The sequence below is a fragment of the Pseudomonas sp. WS 5079 genome, assembly GCF_012985465.1.
Lineage (GTDB): Bacteria > Pseudomonadota > Gammaproteobacteria > Pseudomonadales > Pseudomonadaceae > Aquipseudomonas.
In genome coordinates this window covers 979,608-1,001,640 of record NZ_JAAQWN010000001.1, presented here as the reverse complement: position 1 = coordinate 1,001,640, position 22,033 = coordinate 979,608, and the positions used below count along the sequence as shown (strand labels likewise).

Sequence of the window (22,033 nt, the reverse complement as noted above, 5' to 3'; positions counted from 1 at the left end):
AGTTGTCGAGCTTTAGCGAGGCTACGATAGCGGTGGTTCAGCCAACATCAATACCAGCAATCCCGCCGCCATCGCAGCCTCGCTGGGGCTCGACAGCTCCTACATTGTTTGTGCCCGCTCCAGAGCCCCGGCGTTCAGAGACGCAGATCCCGCAAACACCAATAAACCCTGGTAGGAGTTGTCGAGCTTTAGCGAGGCTACGATAGCGGCGGTTCAGCCAACATCAATGCCAGCAATCCCGCCGCCATCGCAGCCTCGCTGGGGCTCGACAGCTCCTACAATGTTTGTGCCCGCTCCAGAGCCCCAGTGTTCAGAGACGCAGATCCCGCAAACACCAATAAACCCTGGTAGGAGTTGTCGAGCTTTAGCGAGGCTGCGATAGCGGTGGTTCAGCCAACATCAATGCCAGCAATCCCGCCGCCATCGCAGCCTCGCTGGGGCTCGACAGCTCCTACAATGTTTGTGCCCGCTCCAGAGCCCCAGTGTTCAAAGACGCAGATCCCGCAAACACCGACAAACCCTGTAGGAGTTGTCGAGCTTTAGCGAGGCTACGATAGCGGTGGTTCAGCCAACATCAATGCCAGCAGTACCGCCGTCATCGCAGCCTCGCTGGGGCTCGACAGCTCCTACATTGTTTTGGGGCGGCTTTAATATTGTGCTCGCGCCAGAGCCCCGGCGTTCAAAGACGCAGGTCCCGCAAACACCGACAGCTCCTACCTCGATTTTCATTGTTTGGGGGATTGCATTTGAGATGCAGTAGACGCGTGCAACAGGGAATTCAGACCCCTGAATCTCCAAGGTGGGAGCTGTAGGCACTGGCAACATTGATATCCGCCCTCGCAACGATCCGGGCAATGTTTTTGATCGCTCCCACAGGACGTGGGAGCGATCCGTCAATCAAGACGCTATCAGGCGATAGCATCCCAGGCGCGGTCGCCTTTTTCGTCCTTGATGCGGGTCGGCAGGCCCATTACGTCCAGCGCCTTGAGGAACGGCTCGGCTGGCAGTTCTTCAACGTTGGCCATGCGTTGCACGTCCCACTCGCCACGGGCGACCAGCAGCGCAGCGGCTACCGGTGGAACGCCTGCGGTGTAGGAGATGCCCTGGCTGTCGGTCTCGGCATAGGCTTCTTCGTGGCAGGCCACGTTGTAGATGAACAGCTCGCGTGGCTGGCCATCCTTGGTGCCCTTGACCAGGTCGCCGATGCAGGTCTTGCCGGTGTAGCCCGGTGCCAGGGAAGACGGGTCAGGCAGCACGGCCTTGACCAGTTTCAATGGCACCACTTGCAAGCCTTCGGCGGTGGTGACCGGTTTCTCGGAGAGCAGGCCGAGGTTGTTCAGCACGGTGAACACATTGATGTAGTGTTCGCCGAAGCTCATCCAGAACCGCACGTTGGGCACGTCGAGGTTTTTCGACAACGAGTGCACTTCATCGTGGCCGGTCAGGTACAGGTTCTGTGAACCCACTACCGGCAGGTCGTCGGTACGTTTTACTTCGAACATGGTGTTGCTGGTCCACTGGCTGTCCTGCCAGCTCCACACCTGTCCGGTGAATTCGCGGAAGTTGATTTCCGGGTCGAAATTGGTGGCGAAATATTTGCCGTGGCTGCCGGCATTGACGTCGAGAATGTCGATCGAATCAATGCGGTCAAAATGCTGTTGTTGCGCCAGCGCCGCATAGGCGTTGACCACACCTGGGTCAAAACCCACACCGAGGATCGCAGTGATGTTCTTCTGCTTGCATTCCTCCAGGTGGTTCCACTCGTAGTTGCCGTACCACGGCGGGGTCTCGCAGACCTTGCCCGGCTCTTCGTGGATGGCGGTGTCGAGGTAAGCCACGCCCGTGTCGATGCAGGCACGCAGTACCGACATGTTGAGGAAGGCGGAGCCGACGTTGATGACGATCTGCGATTGGGTTTCGCGGATCAGTGCCTTGGTCGCTTCCACGTCCAGGGCGTCCAGTGCAAAGGCCTGGATCTGGGCGGGTACCTTGAGGCTACCCTTGGCCTTGACGCTGTCGATGATGGCCTGGCATTTGGAGATGTTGCGCGACGCGATAGCAATACGACCGAGTTCGTCGTTGTGCTGCGCGCACTTGTGGGCCACCACCTTGGCGACACCTCCTGCACCAATGATAAGAACGTTCTTTTTCAATTGCTTTATCTCTCCTTTATCTGTCCGCTTTACGAAAGGCTGGACAGGTAGTCGTCGTAACCAAATTCACGAACCACTTCGACTGTACCGTCGAGTTGTTTCACTACGATGGACGGCATTTTCAGGCCGTTGAACCAGTTTTTCTTGACCATGGTGTAGCCTGCCGTGTCGATGAACGACAGTCGATCGCCGATGGCCAGCGGCTGATCAAATTGGTATTCGCCGAAGATGTCCCCGGCCAGGCACGACTTGCCGCACACCATGTAGGTGTGTTCGCCGGTGCTCGGCGCCAGCTTGGCGTTGAGGCGATAGATCAGCAGGTCCAGCAAATGGGCTTCGATGGAGCTGTCGACCACGGCGAGGTTTTTGCCGTTGTACAGGGTGTCGAGCACGGTCACTTCCAGGGAGGCGCTGTTGGTGATCGCCGCTTCGCCGGGTTCCAGGTACACCTGCACGTCGTACTTTTGCGAGAACGCCTTGAGGCGCTGGCAGAACGCGTCGATGGCGTAGCCTTCACCGGTAAAGTGGATGCCGCCGCCGAGGCTGACCCAGTTGACCTTGTGCAGCAGCGAGCCGAAGCGTTCTTCGATGGTGCCGAGCATCTTGTCGAACAGCTCGAAATCACCGTTCTCACAGTTGTTGTGGAACATGAAGCCGGAGATTTGCTCGATCACGCCTTCGATCTTCACCGGGTCCCACTCGCCCAGGCGGCTGAACGGGCGCGCCGGGTCGGCCAACAGGTAGTCGGAGCTGCTCACTTGCGGGTTGACGCGCAGGCCGCGAGTCTTGCCTTCGCTGCGCTCGGCAAAGCGCTGCAGTTGGCTGATGGAGTTGAAGATGATCTTGTCGCAGTTGTCGAGCATCTCCTCGATTTCATCGTCGGCCCAGGCCACGCTGTAGGCGTGGGCCTCGCCTTCGAACTTCTGGCGACCGAGCTTGAGCTCATACAGCGACGAGGACGTGGTGCCGTCCATGTATTCCTGCATCAGGTCGAACACCGACCAGGTGGCAAAGCACTTGAGCGCCAGCAGCGCCTTGGCGCCGGACTGTTCGCGCACGTAGGCGATCTTCTGCATGTTGACCAGAAGCTTCTGTTTGTCGATGAGGTAATACGGGGTTTTGATCATTTTTCAGAGCCTGCGGCGGAGCCTGCCAAAAAAGGACAGGCATTGTGCCCGCACTTGCTCAGGATCGAAAGGTTAGTCAGCGGAATTTGCAGGCTTTGGTCTGCGCGATACTCAGGTATTGGTCTTTAACTTGGTCCACAACCGTGTGGCCAGGCGGGCGATGGCCGGTGGCAGGTCTTCGACGGTGAACAGGCTGTCCAGCACAGCCCCGGAGGGGTAGATCGCCGGATCTTGCTTGACCTCGGGATCTACGAACGGATCCGCCGCACGGTTGGGGTTGGCGTAGTGAATATGGTTGCTGATGTTGGCAATCACTTTGGGCTCCAACAGGTAGTTCATGTAGGCATAGGCATTCGCCTCATGGGGCGCGGCCTTGGGCATCACCACCATGTCGAGCCACAGGGTGGAGCCTTCCTTGGGGATCGAGTAGCCAATCTCGATGCCGTTCTTCGCCTCCCTGGCACTCGCTGCCGCCTGCACCACGTCGCCGTTGAAGCCGATGACCGCGCAGATATTACCGTTGGCCAGGTCGCTGATGTACTTGGAGGCATGGAAGTACTGCACGTAGGGCCGGATCTTCAGCAGCGCCTGCTCGGCCTTTTTGTAGTCCTCGGGGGCGTGGCTGTGGTGCGGCAGGCCCAGGTAGTTGAGGGTGATCGGCAGCACCTGCGTCGGGTTGTCGATAATCGCCACGCCACACGCGCTGAGCTTCCTGATGTTGTCTTCAGCAAAGAACAGGCTCCAGGAGCGGGTGACGTCGGTGGTGCCGAAGATCGCCTTGATCTTTGCGACGTTGTAGCCGATTCCCGCCGAACCCCACATATAGGGAAAGCCGTACTGATTGCCGGGGTCGTTGACTTCGAGCTTTTTCAGCAGCGCCGGATCGAGGTTGTGCCAGTTGGGCAGGCGGCTCTGGTCCAGCTTCTGGATGGCCCCGGCCTTGATCAGGCGCGAGAGGAAGTGGTTGGACGGGCTGACCACGTCATACCCGGTGTTGCCGGTCATCAGCTTGGACTCCAGGACCTCGTTGCTGTCATGGATGTCGTAGGTGGCCTGGATGCCGGTTGCCTGGGTGAAGGCGGGCAGGGTGTCGTCGGCGATGTAGCCGTTCCAGTTGGAGATGTTGACGGTTTCACCCGCCAGCGCGGCGGATGAACACAGCGCGAGCAAGGTGGCCATGGAGCGTTTGTGAATAAGCATGATCAAGCACCTGTGTGACGGTTTGTTGTTCTTGTGTGATCAGATTTCGCTGCGCGCCCGTACCGCTTCCACGCGCATGCGCAGCAGGGCCCCGAGGTCGAACAGCGGGCGCGGCGGTAGCCAGCCGGGCTGGGCGCGCTGGATGACCGATTGCAGCAGCGGCGAGGTGTGCCCCGAGGCCCACTCCGCCAGCAGGCGCCCCCACAGGCTGCCCCGGGCCACGCCGGCACCGTTGCAGCCTGCGACCGCAAACAGGCCATCGCGCACCTTGGCGAAGTACGGCTGCCCGGAGCGCGTGGCGCTCAAATGGCCAGTCCAGGAGTAGTGGATGTCTTGCTCGTCCAGCCACGGAAAGCGCCGTTGCAAACCCTGTACATGGTGCCGGCGGCGCTGCAGCAGTTCGCGGTTGGACAGGTCGCGGGTGCGGTATTCGGCGGTGTTGCGGATCATCACCCGGCGATCCGGAGTCAGGCGCACCGTAGCCCCCAGCGGGCGGGTGGAGAGCACGCCCCAGGGGTCGACCGTGCCCATCTGGCGGTATTCTTCGTCGGTGAGCGGGCGGGTCAGGCTGGCACTGAGCTCCATGGGGAAGCTGGCGCTGTGGTCCAGGCCAACCCGGGGAATAAAGGCGTTCAGGCACACCAGCACCTGGCGGGCCTCGACGCTGCCATTGACGGCGTTGGCGCGGATGGCGCCATGGGCCATGGGCTCCAGGCCCGTCACGGGGCTGTTCTCAAAGAGCGTTACGTTGGCGGGCAAGGCCTGCAGCAGGCCGGTAACGTACTTGGCCGGTTGCAGCAAGGCGTTGCCGTTGCCGCACCAGATCGCGGCCTGGTAATGGGCGGTGCCGAACGTGTGGCGCAGGGCTTCGCCTTGCACGAAATGGGCAGCGGCACCCGCCGCGTGCAAGGTCTCCAGCCTGGCTTCGACCTGCTCCAGTTTGTCGCGGTCGTGGACGGCAAAGTAATAGCCGCTGTCGCGAAAGTCGCAGTCGATGTGATGGGTGGCGACGCGCTTTCGCACTTCCTGGGTGGCGGCCTGGGAAATAGTGCAGTCCACCTCATATCCGGCGAACCCGCCACGCCCCATCAACTCGTCGGGGCCGGGATACTCATGGGCCACCACAAATCCTGAATTGCGTGCCGAGGCGCCCTGGGCCGCCCGTTGTCGATCCAGCAGCACAATGCGCGCCTGCGGATGCAGTTGCGCCAGGCTATGGGCGGCACACAAGCCGGTGATGCCGGCGCCGATCACCAGCCAGTCGGCTTGGTGCGTGCCACTTAAGGGCGCACGGGCGGGCAGGCTTTGGGTTTGGGCAATCCAGCCACAGCTATTTTCCACAGGGCACCTCGGTTGAATGCATCACCGGCATGGGTGAGTCGCGCAGGATTTATTGTCAGCTGGAATCTATAGGGGCTTGGGTGATACAACCAACGTTATAAAATCATTCATCTATTCGGAAAGCGCATGGATAACCGCCATCACCTGCCTTCGCTGCAAGCCCTGCAAGCCTTGGTCGAGGTTGCCGAGCGTGGCAGCTTCACTGCCGCGGCGGGGCGCTTGTGCCTGACCCAAAGTGCGGTCAGCCGCCAGATCCAGCAATTGGAAGGCCACTACGGTGTGCCGCTGCTGGTGCGCAACAGCCGCAACCTGCGGCTGACCCTTGAGGGCGAATGGGTGCTCGACAGCGCGCGTAGCGTGCTGGCGCAGTTGCAGCGCCTGGAGGATCGGCTGTCGCCGCACCAGCGCCCGTTCCGGATCCGCATGCATGTGTCATTGGCGGTGCGCTGGCTGCTGCCCAAGTTGAGTGATTTCTACCGCAGCCACCCGGATATCTCACTGGCCATCGAGACCGTGGCCACCGAGGTGGTCGAACCGGCCAGCGACAGTGACGCCTACATCCTCTACCTGCCCAAGCCCACCCACGATGGGGATTGCCTGGTGCTGTTCGAGGAAGCGCTGGTGCCGGTCTGCGCCCCTGGGCTTGGGCCGTTGGCGTCGGCGCAGGACCTGGCGCGCTTTGCCTTGCTGCACCGCTCGGCCGACCGCCAGGACTGGGCCACCTGGCTGGCGGCGCATGGCGGGCGGTCGCTGGCGGACTATCGCCATATTCCCTTCAACCTCGATGAACTGGCGCTGGATGCCGCTGCGCGCGGGCTTGGGGTGGCGATGACTGACCGCACACTGGCGGCCGAATCGGTGGAGCGCGGTGTGCTGGTAGTGCCCTTTGGCCAGGCCCTGGCCACGGGCGGGTGCTATGCGTTGTGCCTGCAACCGTCGGCCGCTGCCCATCCGGCGTTGGGGGTGGTGAGGCAGTGGTTTGGTAGCCAGGCGCACAATTCGTAAACTCTTGTCATGGCCCCAGTGGAACCTACAGCGGCGCAATGCGACGCAATAGGAAATTACATCGCTGCGGGGATACAACGTTGACTGTCAATCTGAACGCTCACTTAACTGCCCATACACCGAACCCGTCGCTGCTTGATAGCGCCGAGGTCGCGGCACCATCCAGACCAAAGCGCGGGGTGGCGACAACTTCGGCGTTATGGCCACAACAGTCGGTCATAAAAATTTCCCTGCTGGGCATGACCCCCGAGCAAGAGGAGTTTACAAAAACCAACATCAATAAATGGGCACCCCACGTCAACCTGACTTTTGAGTTTACGGATGACTCCGACGGGGATATCCGGATTGCCGCAGACAATGATCTGTCGGGTGGCCATTCGTACCTGGGGATCCGATCGCTCAATGTACCGGCCTACAAGCCTACGACGGTCATTGGCTTCCAGGGAGGGCTCAATGCGTATAACGCCGGTACGATCCAGCATGAGTTCGGTCATGTTTTGGGGCTGCAACATGAACACCAGCACGAACACAATAATCTAGATATTAATTGGTCCGAAGTTAATAAAGCCTACATAGGTAAAGGTGGGGCGAAAGAGGTAAAGCACAACTTCAAGCCATTGGTTTCCAATGTGGTTTCGTCTGAGTACGATCGCAAATCCATCATGCATTATGGTTTTGCTTCATCCTGGCTCAATGATGGAAAAGCCATCAAGGACAACAACGAGCTATCTGAAGGCGACATCAACTTTGTCCGCTCGCTCTACCCACCTGTGGTCAAGAAAAAAACCGCCACGTCCAGTTGGTGGGACTATCGGCACCTGCACAGGGGTGCTTGAGAAGACCCGGGGTGTTTTGATCATGAGTAGATTTCGTGATTGCCTAGAATAAAATGAGTTTGTCTCACTATCGCGCGCTGCCGACAATGGCTCCCATACCAACACATTGGAGTTTATTGTCATGGCAGTCGCTCATTCCCTTGGATTTCCGCGCATTGGACGCGATCGTGAACTGAAAAAAGCGCAGGAAGCGTTTTGGAAGGGCGAACTGGACGAAGCCGGCCTGCGTGCGGTCGGCCGTGAGTTGCGCAAGACCCACTGGGATTTGCAGAAACAGGCTGGCATCGAGCTGTTGCCGGCGGGGGATTTTGCCTGGTACGACCAGGTGCTGACCCACTCGCTGATGTTCGGCGTGATCCCCGAGCGGTTCCGCCCGGCCGACGGCAAAGCCACGTTGCAGACCCTGTTCGGCATGGCCCGTGGCGTCAGCGACAGCTGCTGCGGCGGCGCCCACGCCCAGGAAATGACCAAGTGGTTCGACACCAACTACCACTACCTGGTGCCAGAATTGAGCGCTGACCAGCAGTTCCACCTGGGCTGGGATCAGTTGTTCGAAGAAGTCCAGGAAGCCCGCGACCTGGGGCACACCGTCAAGCCGGTGGTGATCGGGCCGTTGACTTACCTGTGGCTGGGCAAGGCCAAGGGCAGCGATTTCGACAAGCTTGACCTGCTCGACCGTCTGCTGCCGCTGTACGGCCAGATCTTCCAGCGCCTGGCGGACCTGGGCGTTGAATGGGTGCAGATCGACGAGCCGATCCTGGTACTGGATTTGCCCCAGGACTGGAAAAACGCGTTTGAGCGCGCCTACAACCTGATCCAGCGTGACCCCCTGAAAAAACTGGTGGCCACCTATTTTGGCGGCCTGGAAGAAAACCTCGGCCTGGCGGCCAACTTGCCGGTTGATGGCCTGCACATTGACCTGGTGCGTGCGCCGGAACAATACCCGACCATTCTCGACCGCCTGCCGGCCTATAAAGTGTTGTCGTTGGGGGTGGTCAATGGGCGCAACGTCTGGCGCTGCGACCTGGAAAATGCCCTGGCCACCTTGCAGCACGCCCATGAACGCCTGGGTGAGCGCTTGTGGGTTGCGCCGTCTTGCTCGCTGCTGCACAGCCCGGTGGATCTGGGGCGTGAAGACAAGCTCGACGCCGAATTGAAAAACTGGCTGGCTTTCGCCGTGCAAAAATGTGCAGAAGTGGCCGTGCTGACCCAGGCCATCAACCAGCCAGAAGCGGCGAAGGTGGTTGCGGCCCTGGCCGAAAGCCGTGCCGTGCAGGCCGCCCGGGCGGCCTCGCCGAGGATCCACAAGCCGGCGGTCCAGGCCCGTGTTGCGGCCATCACTGCCAAGGACAGCCAGCGCCAGTCGCTGTTTACCCAGCGCATCGCCAAGCAGCGCGCCGGCCTCGACCTGCCGCTATTGCCGACCACCACCATTGGCTCGTTCCCGCAGACCGCGTCGATCCGCCTGGCGCGCCAGTCGTTCAAGGCCGGTAAGTTGAGCGAAGCCGAATACGTCGAGGCGATGCACAGCGAGATCAAGCACGCCGTAGAAGTGCAGGAGAACCTTGGCCTGGACGTGCTGGTGCACGGTGAGGCCGAGCGTAACGACATGGTCGAGTACTTTGCCGAACAGTTGGATGGCTATGTGTTCACCCGCTTTGGCTGGGTGCAGAGCTACGGTTCGCGCTGCGTGAAACCTGCGGTGATCTTCGGCGACCTGAGCCGCCCGAAAGCCATGACGGTGGAGTGGATCCGCTACGCCCAAGGCCTGACCGACAAGGTCATGAAGGGCATGCTGACCGGCCCGGTGACCATGTTGATGTGGTCCTTCCCCCGCGAAGACGTGAGCCGCGAAGTGCAGGCCCGGCAACTGGCCCTGGCGATCCGCGATGAAGTGCTGGACCTGGAAGCGGCGGGCATCAAGATCGTGCAGATCGATGAAGCGGCCTTTCGCGAAGGCTTGCCCCTGCGCCGGGCCCAGTGGCAACACTACCTGGACTGGGCCACCGAAGCCTTCCGCCTGTGTGCCTGCGGCGTGCGTGACGAAACCCAGATCCATACCCATATGTGCTACAGCGAATTCAACGATGTGATCGAGTCCATCGCGGCGATGGATGCCGACGTGATCACCATCGAGACCTCGCGTTCGGATATGGAACTGCTGGACGCGTTCGAAGCCTTCGCCTACCCCAATGACATTGGCCCGGGCGTCTATGACATCCACTCGCCACGGGTGCCCGACGCCTCGGAAATGGCCAACCTGCTGCGCAAGGCCGCCCGGCGCATCCCGGCCGAACGGCTGTGGGTCAACCCCGACTGCGGCCTGAAGACCCGCGGCTGGCCGGAAACTGAAGCGGCGTTGATTCATATGGTGGCGGCCGCCCGGCAATTGCGGGCTGAACTGGCGTAACTGCTGCTGACACAAATCCCATGGTGGAAGCGGGCATATGTGGCGCAGCGCAGATCTTGTGCCCAGCCAATATCCCCTGTAGGAGCGGGCTTGCCCGCGATAGCGCCAGCCCAGCCAACATTGCTGACAGCTGATACACCGCCATCGCCGGCAAGCCAGCTCCCACCTTTGTTTTGTGCCCAGCCAATATCCCCTGTAGGAGCGGGCTTGCCCGCGATAGCGCCAGCCCAGCCAACATTGCTGACAGCTGATACACCGCCATCGCCAGCAAGCCAGCCCCCACCTTTGTTTTGTGCCCAGCCAATATCCCCTGTAGGCGCGGGCTTGCCCGCGATAGTGCCAGCCCAGCCAACATTTCTGACAGCTGATACACCGCCATCGCCGGCAAGCCAGCTCCCACCTTTGTTTTGTGCCCAGCCAACATCCCCTGTAGGAGCGGGCTTGCCCGCGATAGCGCCAGCCCAGCCAACATTGCTGGCGGCTGACACACCGCCATCGCCGGCAAGCCAGCTCCCACCTTTGGTTTGTGCCCAGCCAACATCCCCTGTAGGAGCGGGCTTGCCCGCGATAGCGCCAGCCCAGTCAGCATTGCTGGCGGCTGACACACCGCCATCGCCGGCAAGCCAGCTCCCACCTTTGTTTTGTGCCCAGCCAACATCCCCTGTAGGAGCGGGCTTGCCCGCGATAGCGCCAGCCCAGTCCGCATTACTGGCGGCTGACACACCGCCATCGCCAGCAACCCCGCGCCCACGTGATCAGAGGTATTTAAGCCAGGCAATATCCCGCCGCCGGGCCTTCAGCCGGGCAAACCAGCGCACTGGCAGGTACAACGCCAGCGGCAGCAGCAACGCCACCAGCCACACCGCCCCCACGCTGTCGAAGCCCAAATGCGTGCCCTGGTTCAAGCCAAATAGCGCCACGCCCAGCACGTACATCACCTTCAACACATACAAATGCAGCAAATAAAAGAACATCGGCGCCGCGCCGAACACCGACAGGGTGGCGATCCAGCGCCGTTGCCCGGCGCGTTCGAACGCCAGCAGCAACAGCAGCCCCACCCCCAATGTGAGCGCGAGGAATAGCAGGGAAGGCGGATATTTGGTGATGTTGAAGAAACTCATCAGCGTCTGCACGTGGCTGTCGTACACCTGCCAAGGCGCCTCACCGTAGCCATTGAGCGTGCGCAACGCCACAAAGCCCACCAGCGCGGCCACGCCTGTCAGTAACAGGTACCGCTGACGCCGCGCCGCTGCCATCGAGCCGGCAAACCACGGGCCGATGCCGTAACCCAGGGCGATCACCCCGATCCACGGCAACACCGGGTACGTCGTGCGCAGGCGCAGGGAGTCGCCGACCTCGATCCAACTGCGCTCATGCAGGATCGTCCAGGGAACGTACCACGCCGACCCCGCTGCGACGTGCAGGCCATCGAGCAGGTTATGCCCGCCGATGATCAGCAGCGCCAGGCCGATCAGCAGCGGGCGCGGCAGCCACACCAGTGCGGCGAGGGCGATCATGCTCACGCCGATGGCCCAGATCACCTGCATGTAGATCACGCTGGGCGGCAGTTGGAAGGTCCAGGCGAAGTTCACCAGGGTAAATTCCAGCACCACCAGGAACAGCCCGCGCTTGAACAGAAACGCCGAGACATCGCCACGGCCCTGGTATTTCTCGCCGTACAGGAACGCCGACAAGCCCGTCAGCAACACAAACACCGGCGCACACAAGTGGGCCAGGGTGCGGCTGAAAAACAGCGCAGGTTCCGTGCTGTCGATGTTCATCGGGTCGCTGACCTGGCGGTGCAGCAGGAACGTCTCGCGCACGTGGTCGAGCAACATGAACAGGATCACCAGGCCGCGCAGGGCGTCGATGGACAGCAGGCGTTGGCGTGAGCGAGGAACAGCGTCAGTCATGGGGCGAGGTCGTCAGCAGAAGAGGAGGGTGGTTATCTTATAACATTGGGCGGCAAGCGTGGATTTCCGAGTCGGAATCGGCTCATTCAGATGCTAGGGTAGGCCACAGACCTAACGACCCTGGAGTCACTTATGAGCGCCCCGATTGATTTCAAAACCGTCGTGCAATTCTGGACGGCGGCGGGCCCATCACGCTGGTTCAAGAAAGATCCACAGTTCGATGCCGAATTCGGTGCACGCTTCCATGAGGCCCACTTCCAGGCGGCCAGGGGTGAGCTGGAACACTGGCTGAGCGAAGCCGAAGGCGCGCTGGCGCTGCTGATCCTGCTCGATCAATACCCGCGCAATACCTTTCGCGGCACTGCCCATATGTTCGCTACCGATCCACTGGCCAGGGCCTACGCCGGGCGTATGGTCGACGCGGGACTGGACCGCCAGATCGACCCGGCATTGCGCGCGTTCTGCTATTTGCCCTTTGAGCATTCCGAGCTACCCGAGGACCAGCAGCGCTCCCTGGCGCTGAACAAACAATTGGATGCCGACACCTATCACTGGGCCAAGGAGCATGCCGAGATCATCCAGCGATTCGGCCGCTTTCCCCATCGCAATGGGGCGTTGGGCCGGGTGACGACCGAGGAGGAGCAGGCGTTCCTTACGGGCGGTGGGTTTTCCGGCTAGGTGGTGGGAGCCTGCCGTATTCCGTCGAGGAATGCCCCTATAAAAAGGCTGCATTGTATTTATCGCCACACATCTCGTAGCGTGGCTGCTCACCCAAGGAGATGCCGCCGTGACGAACCTGCCGATGCGCTTGTATGTCGATGCCCAGTTCACCAGCCCGTATGCGATGTCGGTGTTTGTAACCCTGCGGGAAAAAGGCCTGCCGTTTGAGGTGCGCACCCTCGACCTGGACGCGTTGGAGCAGCAGGCGCCGGTGTTTGCCGGGCTGTCCGTGACGCAGCGTGTGCCGACCCTGGAGCAGGGCGGGTTTGCGTTGTCCGAATCGTCGGCGATTACCGAGTACCTGGAGGATGTATTTGCACAGGTGCCGGTGTATCCGAGGGAACCGCGCCAACGCGCGCGGGCGCGGCAGATCCAGGCGTGGTTGCGCAGTGACTTGCTGCCGATCCGCCAGGAGCGCTCCACGCTGGTGGTGTTTTGCGCGGTCAAATATGGCCCGTTATCAACCCAGGCCCAGGTGGCGGCCGACAAACTGATTGCGGCGGCGCAGCAGTGGTTGGCCGAGGGCGATGACTATCTGTTTGGCCAATGGTCGATTGCCGATGTGGACCTGGCCGTGATGCTCAACCGGCTGATCCTCAACGGCGACCCGGTGCCCGCGCGGCTGGTGGCGTATGCCCAGCGGCAGTGGCAGCGGCCATCGGTGCAGGCCTGGGTCAACCAGGCACGTCCGTCGTTGTAGCGCCCAGCGGCCACTCCTGCGCGACCCGGCGGTCGAGGTCTTCCCAGTCCTCCATGCCAAGCACCCGGGTGGTGTTCAGGCCGCGCAGGTAACCGCGTAGTTGCTGGGCGGCGGCGCAGGCTTGGTCGGTAGCGGCAGCGGGGTCCTGCAGGACGTTTTCGTACTCGACCAAATAGTCGGCGACGCGCTCGCGAAACTCCGGCAGCACGGCGTTGCGGATGCGATCAAAAGTCTTCTGGTGGGGTTTCATGAATAGGTCCTTCTTATAGATTTTATTGGTGTCTGTGTCGCAACCGTCAGTTTGGCATGGCTTCGCGGCTGAAATTCTCCACCGCAGACACCAACCCCTTGGCAGCCAGGGCCACCAGTTCGCCGCCTTTCTCCGGGGTTGCCAGGGCCGGGTCGGAACCCATCCGGCCATCCGGGTGGCGGGCGCGGAAGTCCTGGGCCTCACGGATCGGGCCGGAGGGTGCAATCCTTGGCGAGTAGTCCGCCGTTTTGATCGAGTCGGGGTATGCCCACTGGGTAATCGCGATCTCGGAAGGGGTGGCATGGGTGCCATGCCCCGTCGGGAATTGCGCGCGCGCCAGTTCGCCAACGCCTTCCAGGTCCCACCAGTTGCACAGCTTCAAGGCGAAGCCGGCGGGGCGACGGGCGAAGCTGGCCTCGGCGTACAACTCGGAAAAGGCCGCTTCAATGGTGGCGATATTGCCGCCATGGCCATTGAGAAACAGGATCTTCTCAAAGCCATGGGCCGCCAGGGAACGGGTCCAGTCGCCAATCGCGGCGATAAACGTCGATGGGCGCAGGGAGATGGTGCCGGGGAACCCGAGGTGATGCTGGGCCATGCCGATATTGAAGGTCGGGCCGACCAGGATATCAGCGTCTTTTTGCGCCTGATGGGCAATGATTTCCGGGCACATCCAATCGGTGCCCAACAGGCCGGTGGGGCCATGTTGTTCGTTGGAACCGATGGGAATCACAACGGTACGGCTGCGGTCGAGAAATTGGCCAATCTCGATCCACGTTGACTGGTGCAAAAGCATTTGAGGTTCTCTCTCTGGTCAGGCTCGGCCCTCCAGATACTACCTCAACCGGCGCTGGCGATCTGGCGCGGCTTGCAATTGAGGTAGGCCGAGGATTTCAACCAGCGCTGGTCGGGATACCAGGAGAACATGAACTGCCCATCCTTGAGCTTGTCCACCACCTGGCGCGCCACTTGCGGGCGCACGGCGGGGCAGCCCTGGCTGCGGCCGATGCGGCCTTCACGCTTGCTCCACAGGGGGCTGACGTAGTCGGCGGCATGGATCACGATCGCGCGGTCGCGGGCCTGGTCATTGAAGCCGGGCTCCAGGCCGTCCATGCGCAACGAATAGCCGTGGGTGCCCTGGTAGCTTTCCTGGGTGCGGAACAGGCCCAGGCTGGATTGATGGCTGCCTTCGCTGTTGGAGAACTGGGTGGCGAAGTTTTCCCCGGATTTTTGCCCGTGGGCCACCAGGTCACGCAGCACCAGCTTTTTTTGCCGCAGATCGAAAATCCACAGGCGACGGGCGGTCGAAGGCTGCGAATAGTCAATCACGGCCAGGCGTTCGGAGCGTTCCTGGCCATTGTTGACAGCACACTGCATGGCGCTGAGGGCGCTTTTGAGGACTGCGGGATTGAGTTCTGGAGCCGAGCGCGCCAGGCTGCTATACAAGGTATGAGGTTTGGCATTCTCTGCGAAGGCACCCGTACAGAACGCGGCCAGGGCGACGGCGATCAGGCCGAGTCGGCAGTCAATATTGAGCATGTATATCGCATCCCCGCCGTAGATTGGAGCTAAGCCATTGTTCAAAAAACACGCATGTTACTTGAGCCTTTGCTTGCTCGTAGCACCATTGGTCGCCACGGCTGATGAAGTGCTGGTCGAGCCGTCAAACCCAGTACAGCTGGCACTTGGGCAGTTGTCGAGCGTTTGCCCCGGTTTGGCTGCGCAACTGGATGTACCCGCCGAGGCGCGGTTGCAGGCTTTTTACCAACAACAAGGCAATGTCGCCCTCTGGCCGGAGGACGGACGCCGAAAGGCGTTGCAGGATCAATTACTGTTGCTGGCCGATGACGGCCTCGACCCGGCGCACTACCGGCTGGCCGACGTGGCGGCCACCAGCAACGTATTGTGCAGCGACTTCGAAACCAGCCAGCACTACCTACAAGCCTTGCATGACTTGCACTATGGCCGTTTGCAGCAGGCCCATTACGAACCGCTGTGGCATTCCCAGCCGCCGAGCGAAGACCCTGCCGTCGCCGTGCTGGCCCTGGCCACTGCCGGGCTCACCGACATGCCAGCCGCCTTCGACCAGGCCAGGCCCAGCGCAAAGCTGTACCGCAGCCTGCGCACGGCCTACGCCACACAGCGCCTGCAACCCTTGGCGCAATGGGGTGTGATTGCCGACGGCCCATTGCTGCGTCCCGGCGGCGAAGACCCACGGGTGCCGGCCCTGGCCCGACGCCTGGTCAGTGGCGGCCAGTTGGCGAGCGTGCCCAAGGGCAATCAATACGACAATGAACTGGTGGAGGCGGTGAAGCGCTTCCAGGCCAGCCACTCGCTGCAAGCCGACGGGGTAATCGGCCCGGGCACGGTGGCCGAGCTCAACGTCAGCCCGGCGCTGCGGCGCGAGCAGTTGCGGGTCAATCTCGAACGCTTTCGCTGGCTGGCCCAGGACCTGGAGCCGGACGGCATCCTGGTCAACGTCGCAGCCGCGCAGTTGAGCGTCTACCAGGGCGGCGTGCCCGTGTGGCAGACCCGCTTGCAGGTCGGCCGCGCCGAGCGGCAAACGCCGTTGCTCAAGTCACGCATCACGCGCCTGACCCTCAACCCCACCTGGACGATCCCGCCGACCATCATGCGCGAGGACAAGTTGCCGGCAATTCGCCTGAACCCGGAGTACTTGCGCCAACAGAACCTCAAGGTGCTCGACAGTGAAGGCCGCGCGTTGTCGCCGGAGCAGGTGGACTGGTCGCACCCCGGCAACATCCTCCTGCGCCAGGACGCCGGCCCGCGCAACCCGCTGGGCAAGATCGTCATGCGCTTCCCCAACCCGTTCTCGGTGTACCTGCACGACACGCCCAGCCAGCCGCTGTTCAGCAAGGGACCACGGGCGTTCAGCTCGGGGTGTGTGCGGGTAGAGCAGCCGATGTTGCTGCGTGATTTGTTGGTGAACCCGGCGGAAAAGGCGCGGACCGAAGAGTTGCTGGCAACCGGGCTGACCCATGAGTTCCGCCTGGCGACGCCGGTACCGGTGTTGCTGGGTTATTGGACAGTGCAGGTGGATAACCAGGGCGCGTTGCTGTACGCGCCGGATATTTATGGCCGTGATGGCGTGCTGTTGAAGGCGTTGGGTGCTGTCCTGTAGGCGCTCCCACCTGAACGGGGATCTGTTCAATATGAGACCCCGTTGGCATCCTTGAAAAAATAACCATCAGGTAGTTCTTAAACCCTCAAGAAACTGACCAGACTTGCCGACGTGATGGGTATATACCCAGGAGCGTTCAATATGAGCAGTCAACGTTTGGCAGTCGGTATCAGCCTGTTTTTCGCGCTCGTCAGCGCCAGTGGCCAAGCAGCAACCACCGTGGCCCATGGCGTTATCCAGTTTCGCGGCAGTATCGTGGAGGCCACCTGCACCGCAGGGAGCGGGGCAGGGTCGACGTTGGCGCTGCGCGGTTGCCCGATGTTTGCACCCGGGGGCAACATCAGCGCCTCTGGCGTCGAGCCGGTGCGCACGGTCAGTGCGCTGGACCACTCAACCGTCAAGGTCAAGCTGGTGACCGAAACCAGCGGCGATGGTCGTTACTTCGATCGGCAATACAGCCTGAACGATGGGGCGGGCAAGCCGTTGCGCTCAGGGGCTTACCTGGTGACGCTGAATTACCCCTGACAGCACCTTCACAGGTGGGTCAGCGGCAAGCAAACGGTGAACGTGGTACCGCTGCCCACCTGTGAGCTGACGCCCACATCCCCACCATGGGCCTTGGCGATTTCCCGCACGATAAACAACCCCAGCCCCACGCTGCGTATGTCGCAGTCCTGGTCGGTGCCTCGGGTCATGGGCTCAAACAGCACCTGCATCAGCGCGTCGGCAATCACCGGCCCATGGTTGTGCACCGAGAGGCTGGCCCCGTCGTGGCCCAGTCGCGAGGTAATAGTGATCGGTTGTTGCAGGTCGCCATAGGCCACGCTGTTGGCCACCAGGTTGCCGATGATTTGCTGCACACGGTCGCCATCCAGGCAGGTATCGGCAGCGCCCACGGTGTGATGCACCAGGCACGCGCGGGGGAAGGCCACCCGCAGCTCATCCACTGCGCGCCGGGTCACGTCGTGCAGGTCCAGCGGGTTGGGGCTTACGCCGATGCCAACGCCGACCCGGGCCTGGGTGAAGTCCAACAGGTCGGCGATCATCCGCTGGGCGCGTTCCGATGACTGGCCGATATGGCCAATCAATTGGGTTTCCTTGGCGGTGCGCTCGCCCCGGGCGAGGAAGTCGGATGCCATCTTGATCGCGGTCAGCGGGTTTTTCAGGTCATGGCTGACGATGGCGACCATTTGTTCGGCAAACAGCGCCCGCCGCTGCGCCTTGATATAGGCCTGGTTGAGCTCGGCCTGGGCGTGCTGGAGGGCGGTTTCGGCAGCAGTCTTCTCCAGCAGCAGGGCTTCGGCCAACTTGCGGGCGTTGAGCAGCTCGCGTTCGTACTTGTCGCGGTCGGTGGTACCGAACAGCGCCAGCTCATGTTGCACACCGTTGGCGTATTCGCGCTTGATGGCGTTGAGCAAAATGGTCACGGTGTGGCCATCGCGATGGCGCAGGTCCAGTTTTACCTCGGTGATGCGGCCTTCCACCTGCATCAGCGGGGCAAGGTGGGTCTGGTGAAAAATCCGCCCGCCCATGGTCAGCAGGTCCTGGAAACGCCGGCCCTGCAGCTCGGTCGCCGGCATGCCCAGCCAGTCGCTGAAACACTGGTTTACCCGCAGCAGCGTGCCGTCTTCTGCGGTGACCGCCAGTGCACAGGCCGCACCGTCGAACAGCGCCTGGGGATCGGGCAACTGTTCACTCGCCATGGGCAACGGTCCATGGCAGCAGGAAGTGCTCCATCGCCGCCGCGCAGACCGGTGCCGCGCTCATATGCGGGCAATGGCCCACATTGTCGATCAGGCGATAGGTGCTGTGGGGCAATACGCGGTGCAGGTACTCGCCCACGCAGACCGGGGCGATCAGGTCATCGCTCGATTGCAGGATCAATGTGGGGGTGGTGAGGCCGCCGATATCGGCGCGGTTGTCCGACAGGAACGTCACCCGCGCAAACTGCTTGGCAATCTCGGGCTCGGTGCGGCAAAAGCTGTTGGTCAGCTCTTCACTGAGTGCCGGTTGCCCCGGCGCGCCCATGATCACCGGGGCCATGGCGCTGGACCAACCCAGGTAGTTGCTGTCGAGGGTGTCGAGCAGCGACTGGATGTCTTCGGGCTTGAACCCGCCCACGTAGTCGTCGGTGTCGATATAGCAGGGCGAGGGGCCGATCATCACATGGGCGGCAATGCGCCCGGGCGCTGCGCGGTCGGCCAGGGTGCCAATCATTGCGCTGACCGAATGGCCAACCAGAATCACCGGGCCACTGGCGAACGCATCGATAATCTCGTTCAGATCTGCGGCGTAACCGTCCAGGGCCGCATATTTTTCCTTGTGGTAGGCCGCCGGGTCAGACAGGCCGGCCCCTACCAGGTCATACACCACCACGCGAAAACGCTCGACGAAATGGGGCAGCAGGTAATTCCACATGGCTTGGTTGCAGCCAAAACCATGGGAAAACACCAGCGTCGAGGAACCATTGCCCATTATGTTGACGTTGTTGCGATGGCGAAGGTCCATGGGCGTGCTCGTAGTGGCGTGTTGCTATGAGGTTTTCGCGTCAGTTTAGAGAGTCCACCGCATGGGGTCACTAGATATAGCGCTGATAGGGTAAAGTCGGCGCTTTCAGGACGAAACGTCAGGTAACAAAGTATGGGGCGGTTTTTATGGCAATCGGCCTGGGGCCTGGTGCTCCTACTGTTCAGCGCACTGGCCTTGGCGCAAACGGTGCCGCCGGCCTTGGTGAATGTGGCGCTGAACCAGCGCGTGATCGATCTGACCCACACCCTCGATACCGCGACGCAGCAGCGCCTGACCGAGCAGCTTGCTGACCTCGAACAGCGCAAGGGTGCGCAGATCGCCGTGATGCTGCTGCCGAGTACGGGCGACGTCGATATCCAGACGTTCAGCACCCAACTGTTGCGCGCCTGGAAATTGGGACGCAAGGGTATCGACGACGGCATCTTGCTGCTGGTGGCCAAGGACGATCGCAAGGCGCGGATCGAGGTCGGTTACGGCCTGGAAGGGCTGGTCACGGACCTGTTGAGCCATCGGATTATCGAGGAGCAATTGACCCCGGCGTTTCGCCAGGGCGATTACGCTGGCGGTGTGCAGCGCGCCGTGGACGCCCTGAGCGTGCTGGTCGAGGGCGGCGACTTGCCGGCAGTGGACCAGCCCCTTGAAACAGTGGATGAAACTGCGGTGTTACTGGCGCTGATTCTGGGGGCCATCGGCGGGGTGCTGCTGGCCTCGGGCAAGCTGCATTGGCGCCGTGGCCTGATTGCTGGCCTGGTGCTGACCGTGCTGCTGACGGCACTGGCCGCAATCAATGGCAAGGCCTGGCCGATCTATGTGCTGGCGCTGCCGTTTTGCATGTCGATCGGCGCAGCGATATTCGGCGCGTTGTGGCAGGCCAAGGCGGTGTTTTATTGCGTGTTGGCGCTGATGGCCTACAGCGTCGGCCTGGGCCTGGTGGATCACTACCTGACTGAAGTGTCCTTTATGAACTGGCTGGCATGGCCGCTGGCCGCGCTGGTGGTGCTGGGCCTGTACCTGGTCCTGCTAGCAGTGATGAGAGCCGCCTGGAACCACAGCCGCCTGGGGTTTTGCGTGCAGACGCTGATGGTGCTGGGGGTGTATGGCGCGGCGGGGTACTTGCTGGAAATGGGCCTTGAGGGCTGGTTGTTCGCCTTGCCCATCAGCTCGTTCGCGGCGCTGTTCATTTACGGTCAGGGCACGGGCGGGTCGAGCTCCGGTGCCAACGACCGTTCAAGCTCCAGTTCCAGCTCAAGCTCCGGTGGCGGGTTTTCCGGTGGCGGCGGCTCCAGCGGCGGCGGTGGGGCCTCGGGGAGTTGGTGAAGCCCGCTGCCGGATCAGAGCGTCATCACCATCTCATGCCAGGCCATCCCGCCGTGGTCTGACGCCGAGGGCTGCACATACTGGTAACCCATGCGCGTGTACAACGGCACATGCTGCTCCTTGCACATCAGGTGGATGGTCTGCTTGCCCATCCCGCGCATGCGCTGCACAAAGGCCTGCATCAACTGCGTGGAATACCCCTTGCCCTGGTGCGCCGGGTCGACCACCACCGACATGATCACGACATTCGGCGCATCCGCCGAGTGCCCCACCAACTCTTTGAAGGCCTCATCCGACATCACCACATCATAGGCGCACCCGCCGTTGATAAAGCCCACTACTTGACCTTCCACTTCCAGAGTGAGGAAGCCTTGCGGGTACAGGGCGATACGCGTGGCGATCTTCTCCAGGGTCGCGGCTTCATCACCTTCGTAGGCGCCGATTTCGATCTCGTAGCAGCGGGCGGCGTCTGCCGGGGTGGCGTTGCGTAGGGTGAGGGCGGGCATGGCGGTTCCTGGGTTGGGCGAAGGGCTGCATGATAGCGGGGTCGGTGCGCTGGCGAAAATCCCACTGGCAGGGTTATTCCCGGAGCTTCTCCATCCGAATATCCCCGTCCGGCAATTGCTCCACCACCACCCACCCCAGGCGCTGGTAAAACCCGTTGGCGCGGCTCGCTTCGGCGGTTTCCAGCCAGATCTGTTGATGGTGCTGGAACAACAAGGCTTCGGCCTGCTCCATCAGCCTGCGGCCCAGTCCGTGGCCTTCGAATTCGGGGCGGATGAAGGCGGCAAATACGCAGCCTTCTTCTATATCGGCCATGGAAAAACCGGCCGCCACACCCTCCACCTCGGCGATCCATACGCAGGGCGCTAGTTGCATGGCTTGCTGGATGGCGTGCGGGGTGATGCCCATTTGCGCCAATTGGTCATGGGACAGGTGGTTTTCCCTGACGCTGGTGCGAATGTCGAAGATGACGTTGATGTCTGCCGGGGTGGCGACTCTGATCTGACTGTTCATACAGTTCTCGCGGTTTTCCATGAATTCAACCTCGTAGATCCCCCGTGCCGCCAGGGCGCTAAAGGGGCGTGCGAGCGGCCGTACGTCACTCAGTTCCCAGGCGAACCAGCCTTCTTCGAAATAGCTGGCGCAGGCTGCTGGCACGTCCTCTGGGGCAAACGCACGCACTGCCTTTACGCGTACGATGGCGACGGCCACACCGGCTTCGTCTTCATCGCCATCGGTATGCAGGAAGCGCCCGTTCTCGACAATCAGCAGGTCCTGGGACGGCTCCAGCTGGGGCTGCCAGCGGCGGATTTCCAGGGTTTTTTCGCCTGCGGCGATCCGGCTGCCGCTGGGGCGCACGATGGAGAGGGCTTTGATGGTGCTGCTC

20 protein-coding genes and 1 pseudogene are annotated in these 22,033 nt (G+C 61.8%); 8 read left to right on the top strand and 13 right to left on the bottom strand.

The features are described 5' to 3' along the window. Positions 1-908 precede the first annotated feature (908 nt). From HBO05_RS04260 to HBO05_RS04245, 4 genes are all read right to left on the bottom strand, one after another. Positions 909-2,153 (bottom strand): saccharopine dehydrogenase family protein, encoded by a 1,245-nt coding sequence (locus HBO05_RS04260; RefSeq protein ID WP_169957090.1) that lies wholly within the window; start codon positions 2,151-2,153, stop codon positions 909-911. A 29-nt stretch (positions 2,154-2,182) separates the two neighbouring features. Further along, on the bottom strand, positions 2,183-3,280 hold the full coding sequence (locus HBO05_RS04255; protein WP_172311807.1) for a carboxynorspermidine decarboxylase: 1,098 nt from the start codon (positions 3,278-3,280) through the stop codon (positions 2,183-2,185). Positions 3,281-3,391: 111 nt separating this feature from the next. Next, positions 3,392-4,480: a polyamine ABC transporter substrate-binding protein gene (locus HBO05_RS04250; RefSeq protein WP_172311805.1), complete on the bottom strand. Its 1,089-nt coding sequence runs from the start codon at positions 4,478-4,480 to the stop codon at positions 3,392-3,394. 39 nt (positions 4,481-4,519) lie between these two features. Continuing rightward, positions 4,520-5,821, bottom strand: coding sequence for an FAD-dependent oxidoreductase (locus HBO05_RS04245; RefSeq protein WP_172311803.1), 1,302 nt, complete (start codon positions 5,819-5,821; stop codon positions 4,520-4,522). A gap of 126 nt (positions 5,822-5,947) precedes the next feature. Here HBO05_RS04245 and HBO05_RS04240 point away from each other — a divergent pair, with 126 nt between their 5' ends. The 3 genes from HBO05_RS04240 to metE all read left to right on the top strand — a co-directional run bounded on the left by HBO05_RS04240 (position 5,948) and on the right by metE (position 10,072). After that, a complete protein-coding gene (locus HBO05_RS04240; RefSeq protein ID WP_169957096.1) occupies positions 5,948-6,826 on the top strand; it encodes a LysR substrate-binding domain-containing protein in 879 nt (292 codons plus the stop codon). Positions 6,827-6,906: 80 nt separating this feature from the next. Next, a complete protein-coding gene (locus HBO05_RS04235) occupies positions 6,907-7,662 on the top strand; it encodes a M12 family metallopeptidase (protein WP_169957097.1) in 756 nt (251 codons plus the stop codon). Between the two features lie 121 nt (positions 7,663-7,783). Then, entirely contained in the window at positions 7,784-10,072 is a 2,289-nt protein-coding gene (metE, locus tag HBO05_RS04230; RefSeq protein WP_170041025.1) for a 5-methyltetrahydropteroyltriglutamate--homocysteine S-methyltransferase, read from the top strand. A gap of 755 nt (positions 10,073-10,827) precedes the next feature. Here the strand turns inward: metE and HBO05_RS04225 are convergent. Further along, the gene (locus HBO05_RS04225) at positions 10,828-11,985 is read right to left on the bottom strand and encodes a DUF1624 domain-containing protein (protein WP_172311801.1); all 1,158 of its coding nucleotides are present in this window, start codon (positions 11,983-11,985) and stop codon (positions 10,828-10,830) included. A gap of 132 nt (positions 11,986-12,117) precedes the next feature. Between HBO05_RS04225 and HBO05_RS04220 the strand changes: the two genes are divergently transcribed. After that, entirely contained in the window at positions 12,118-12,663 is a 546-nt protein-coding gene (locus HBO05_RS04220; RefSeq protein ID WP_172311799.1) for a DUF924 family protein, read from the top strand. Between the two features lie 109 nt (positions 12,664-12,772). Further along, positions 12,773-13,405, top strand: coding sequence for a glutathione transferase (gene yfcF, locus HBO05_RS04215; RefSeq protein WP_169957103.1), 633 nt, complete (start codon positions 12,773-12,775; stop codon positions 13,403-13,405). On the opposite strand, the gene HBO05_RS04210 is transcribed toward yfcF, so the two are convergent. The 3 genes from HBO05_RS04210 to HBO05_RS04200 are packed head-to-tail and all read right to left on the bottom strand — an operon-like array spanning position 13,380 to position 15,194. After that, a complete protein-coding gene (locus HBO05_RS04210; protein ID WP_172311797.1) occupies positions 13,380-13,655 on the bottom strand; it encodes a hypothetical protein in 276 nt (91 codons plus the stop codon). The two genes, yfcF and HBO05_RS04210, sit on opposite strands and share 26 nt — an antisense overlap. Before the next feature lie 46 nt (positions 13,656-13,701). Beyond that, positions 13,702-14,451, bottom strand: a complete 750-nt coding sequence (locus HBO05_RS04205; protein ID WP_170058680.1) for a creatininase family protein — start codon at positions 14,449-14,451, stop codon at positions 13,702-13,704. Positions 14,452-14,495: 44 nt separating this feature from the next. Further along, the gene (locus HBO05_RS04200) at positions 14,496-15,194 is read right to left on the bottom strand and encodes a murein L,D-transpeptidase catalytic domain family protein (protein ID WP_169957108.1); all 699 of its coding nucleotides are present in this window, start codon (positions 15,192-15,194) and stop codon (positions 14,496-14,498) included. Positions 15,195-15,231: 37 nt separating this feature from the next. On the opposite strand from HBO05_RS04200, the gene HBO05_RS04195 reads away from it, so the two are divergent. Beyond that, positions 15,232-16,797, top strand: a complete 1,566-nt coding sequence (locus HBO05_RS04195; protein ID WP_172311795.1) for a L,D-transpeptidase family protein — start codon at positions 15,232-15,234, stop codon at positions 16,795-16,797. A 141-nt stretch (positions 16,798-16,938) separates the two neighbouring features. Then, on the top strand, positions 16,939-17,322 hold the full coding sequence (locus HBO05_RS04190) for a type 1 fimbrial protein (RefSeq protein ID WP_170058682.1): 384 nt from the start codon (positions 16,939-16,941) through the stop codon (positions 17,320-17,322). A gap of 8 nt (positions 17,323-17,330) precedes the next feature. Here the strand turns inward: HBO05_RS04190 and HBO05_RS04185 are convergent, their stop codons facing one another. Both HBO05_RS04185 and HBO05_RS04180 read right to left on the bottom strand, forming a co-directional pair. Beyond that, the gene (locus HBO05_RS04185; protein ID WP_172311793.1) at positions 17,331-18,500 is read right to left on the bottom strand and encodes a PAS domain-containing sensor histidine kinase; all 1,170 of its coding nucleotides are present in this window, start codon (positions 18,498-18,500) and stop codon (positions 17,331-17,333) included. After that, entirely contained in the window at positions 18,490-19,305 is an 816-nt protein-coding gene (locus tag HBO05_RS04180) for an alpha/beta hydrolase (protein ID WP_172311791.1), read from the bottom strand. Before HBO05_RS04180 ends, HBO05_RS04185 begins: the two co-directional genes overlap by 11 nt. Positions 19,306-19,437: 132 nt before the next feature. Between HBO05_RS04180 and HBO05_RS04175 the strand changes: the two genes are divergently transcribed. Then, positions 19,438-20,643, top strand: coding sequence for a YgcG family protein (locus tag HBO05_RS04175; RefSeq protein WP_172311789.1), 1,206 nt, complete (start codon positions 19,438-19,440; stop codon positions 20,641-20,643). Between the two features lie 14 nt (positions 20,644-20,657). Here the strand turns inward: HBO05_RS04175 and HBO05_RS04170 are convergent, their stop codons facing one another. The 3 genes and pseudogenes from HBO05_RS04170 to HBO05_RS04160 form a co-directional block, all read right to left on the bottom strand. Continuing rightward, entirely contained in the window at positions 20,658-21,149 is a 492-nt protein-coding gene (locus HBO05_RS04170) for a GNAT family N-acetyltransferase (RefSeq protein WP_172311787.1), read from the bottom strand. 73 nt (positions 21,150-21,222) lie between these two features. Next, positions 21,223-21,660: a GNAT family N-acetyltransferase gene (locus tag HBO05_RS04165; RefSeq protein WP_172311867.1), complete on the bottom strand. Its 438-nt coding sequence runs from the start codon at positions 21,658-21,660 to the stop codon at positions 21,223-21,225. A gap of 117 nt (positions 21,661-21,777) precedes the next feature. Beyond that, positions 21,778-22,005: pseudogene (locus HBO05_RS04160) on the bottom strand (ASCH domain-containing protein); the annotation flags it as partial. Between the last annotated feature and the right edge of the window lie 28 nt (positions 22,006-22,033).

What these genes read in the sequence shown, in the direction of transcription:
- HBO05_RS04225 (WP_172311801.1), bottom strand. Translation starts at nt 11,985, where the DNA reads ATGACTGACGCTGTTCCTCGCTCACGCCAACGCCTGCTGTCCATCGAC.
- HBO05_RS04210 (WP_172311797.1), bottom strand. Translation starts at nt 13,655, where the DNA reads ATGAAACCCCACCAGAAGACTTTTGATCGCATCCGCAACGCCGTGCTG.
- HBO05_RS04200 (WP_169957108.1), bottom strand. Translation starts at nt 15,194, where the DNA reads ATGCTCAATATTGACTGCCGACTCGGCCTGATCGCCGTCGCCCTGGCC.
- HBO05_RS04190 (WP_170058682.1), top strand. Translation starts at nt 16,939, where the DNA reads ATGAGCAGTCAACGTTTGGCAGTCGGTATCAGCCTGTTTTTCGCGCTC.
- HBO05_RS04205 (WP_170058680.1), bottom strand. Translation starts at nt 14,451, where the DNA reads ATGCTTTTGCACCAGTCAACGTGGATCGAGATTGGCCAATTTCTCGAC.
- HBO05_RS04240 (WP_169957096.1), top strand. Translation starts at nt 5,948, where the DNA reads ATGGATAACCGCCATCACCTGCCTTCGCTGCAAGCCCTGCAAGCCTTG.
- HBO05_RS04185 (WP_172311793.1), bottom strand. Translation starts at nt 18,500, where the DNA reads ATGGCGAGTGAACAGTTGCCCGATCCCCAGGCGCTGTTCGACGGTGCG.
- HBO05_RS04175 (WP_172311789.1), top strand. Translation starts at nt 19,438, where the DNA reads ATGGGGCGGTTTTTATGGCAATCGGCCTGGGGCCTGGTGCTCCTACTG.
- HBO05_RS04170 (WP_172311787.1), bottom strand. Translation starts at nt 21,149, where the DNA reads ATGCCCGCCCTCACCCTACGCAACGCCACCCCGGCAGACGCCGCCCGC.
- HBO05_RS04250 (WP_172311805.1), bottom strand. Translation starts at nt 4,480, where the DNA reads ATGCTTATTCACAAACGCTCCATGGCCACCTTGCTCGCGCTGTGTTCA.
- metE (WP_170041025.1), top strand. Translation starts at nt 7,784, where the DNA reads ATGGCAGTCGCTCATTCCCTTGGATTTCCGCGCATTGGACGCGATCGT.
- HBO05_RS04165 (WP_172311867.1), bottom strand. Translation starts at nt 21,660, where the DNA reads ATGAACAGTCAGATCAGAGTCGCCACCCCGGCAGACATCAACGTCATC.
- HBO05_RS04255 (WP_172311807.1), bottom strand. Translation starts at nt 3,280, where the DNA reads ATGATCAAAACCCCGTATTACCTCATCGACAAACAGAAGCTTCTGGTC.
- HBO05_RS04180 (WP_172311791.1), bottom strand. Translation starts at nt 19,305, where the DNA reads ATGGACCTTCGCCATCGCAACAACGTCAACATAATGGGCAATGGTTCC.
- HBO05_RS04220 (WP_172311799.1), top strand. Translation starts at nt 12,118, where the DNA reads ATGAGCGCCCCGATTGATTTCAAAACCGTCGTGCAATTCTGGACGGCG.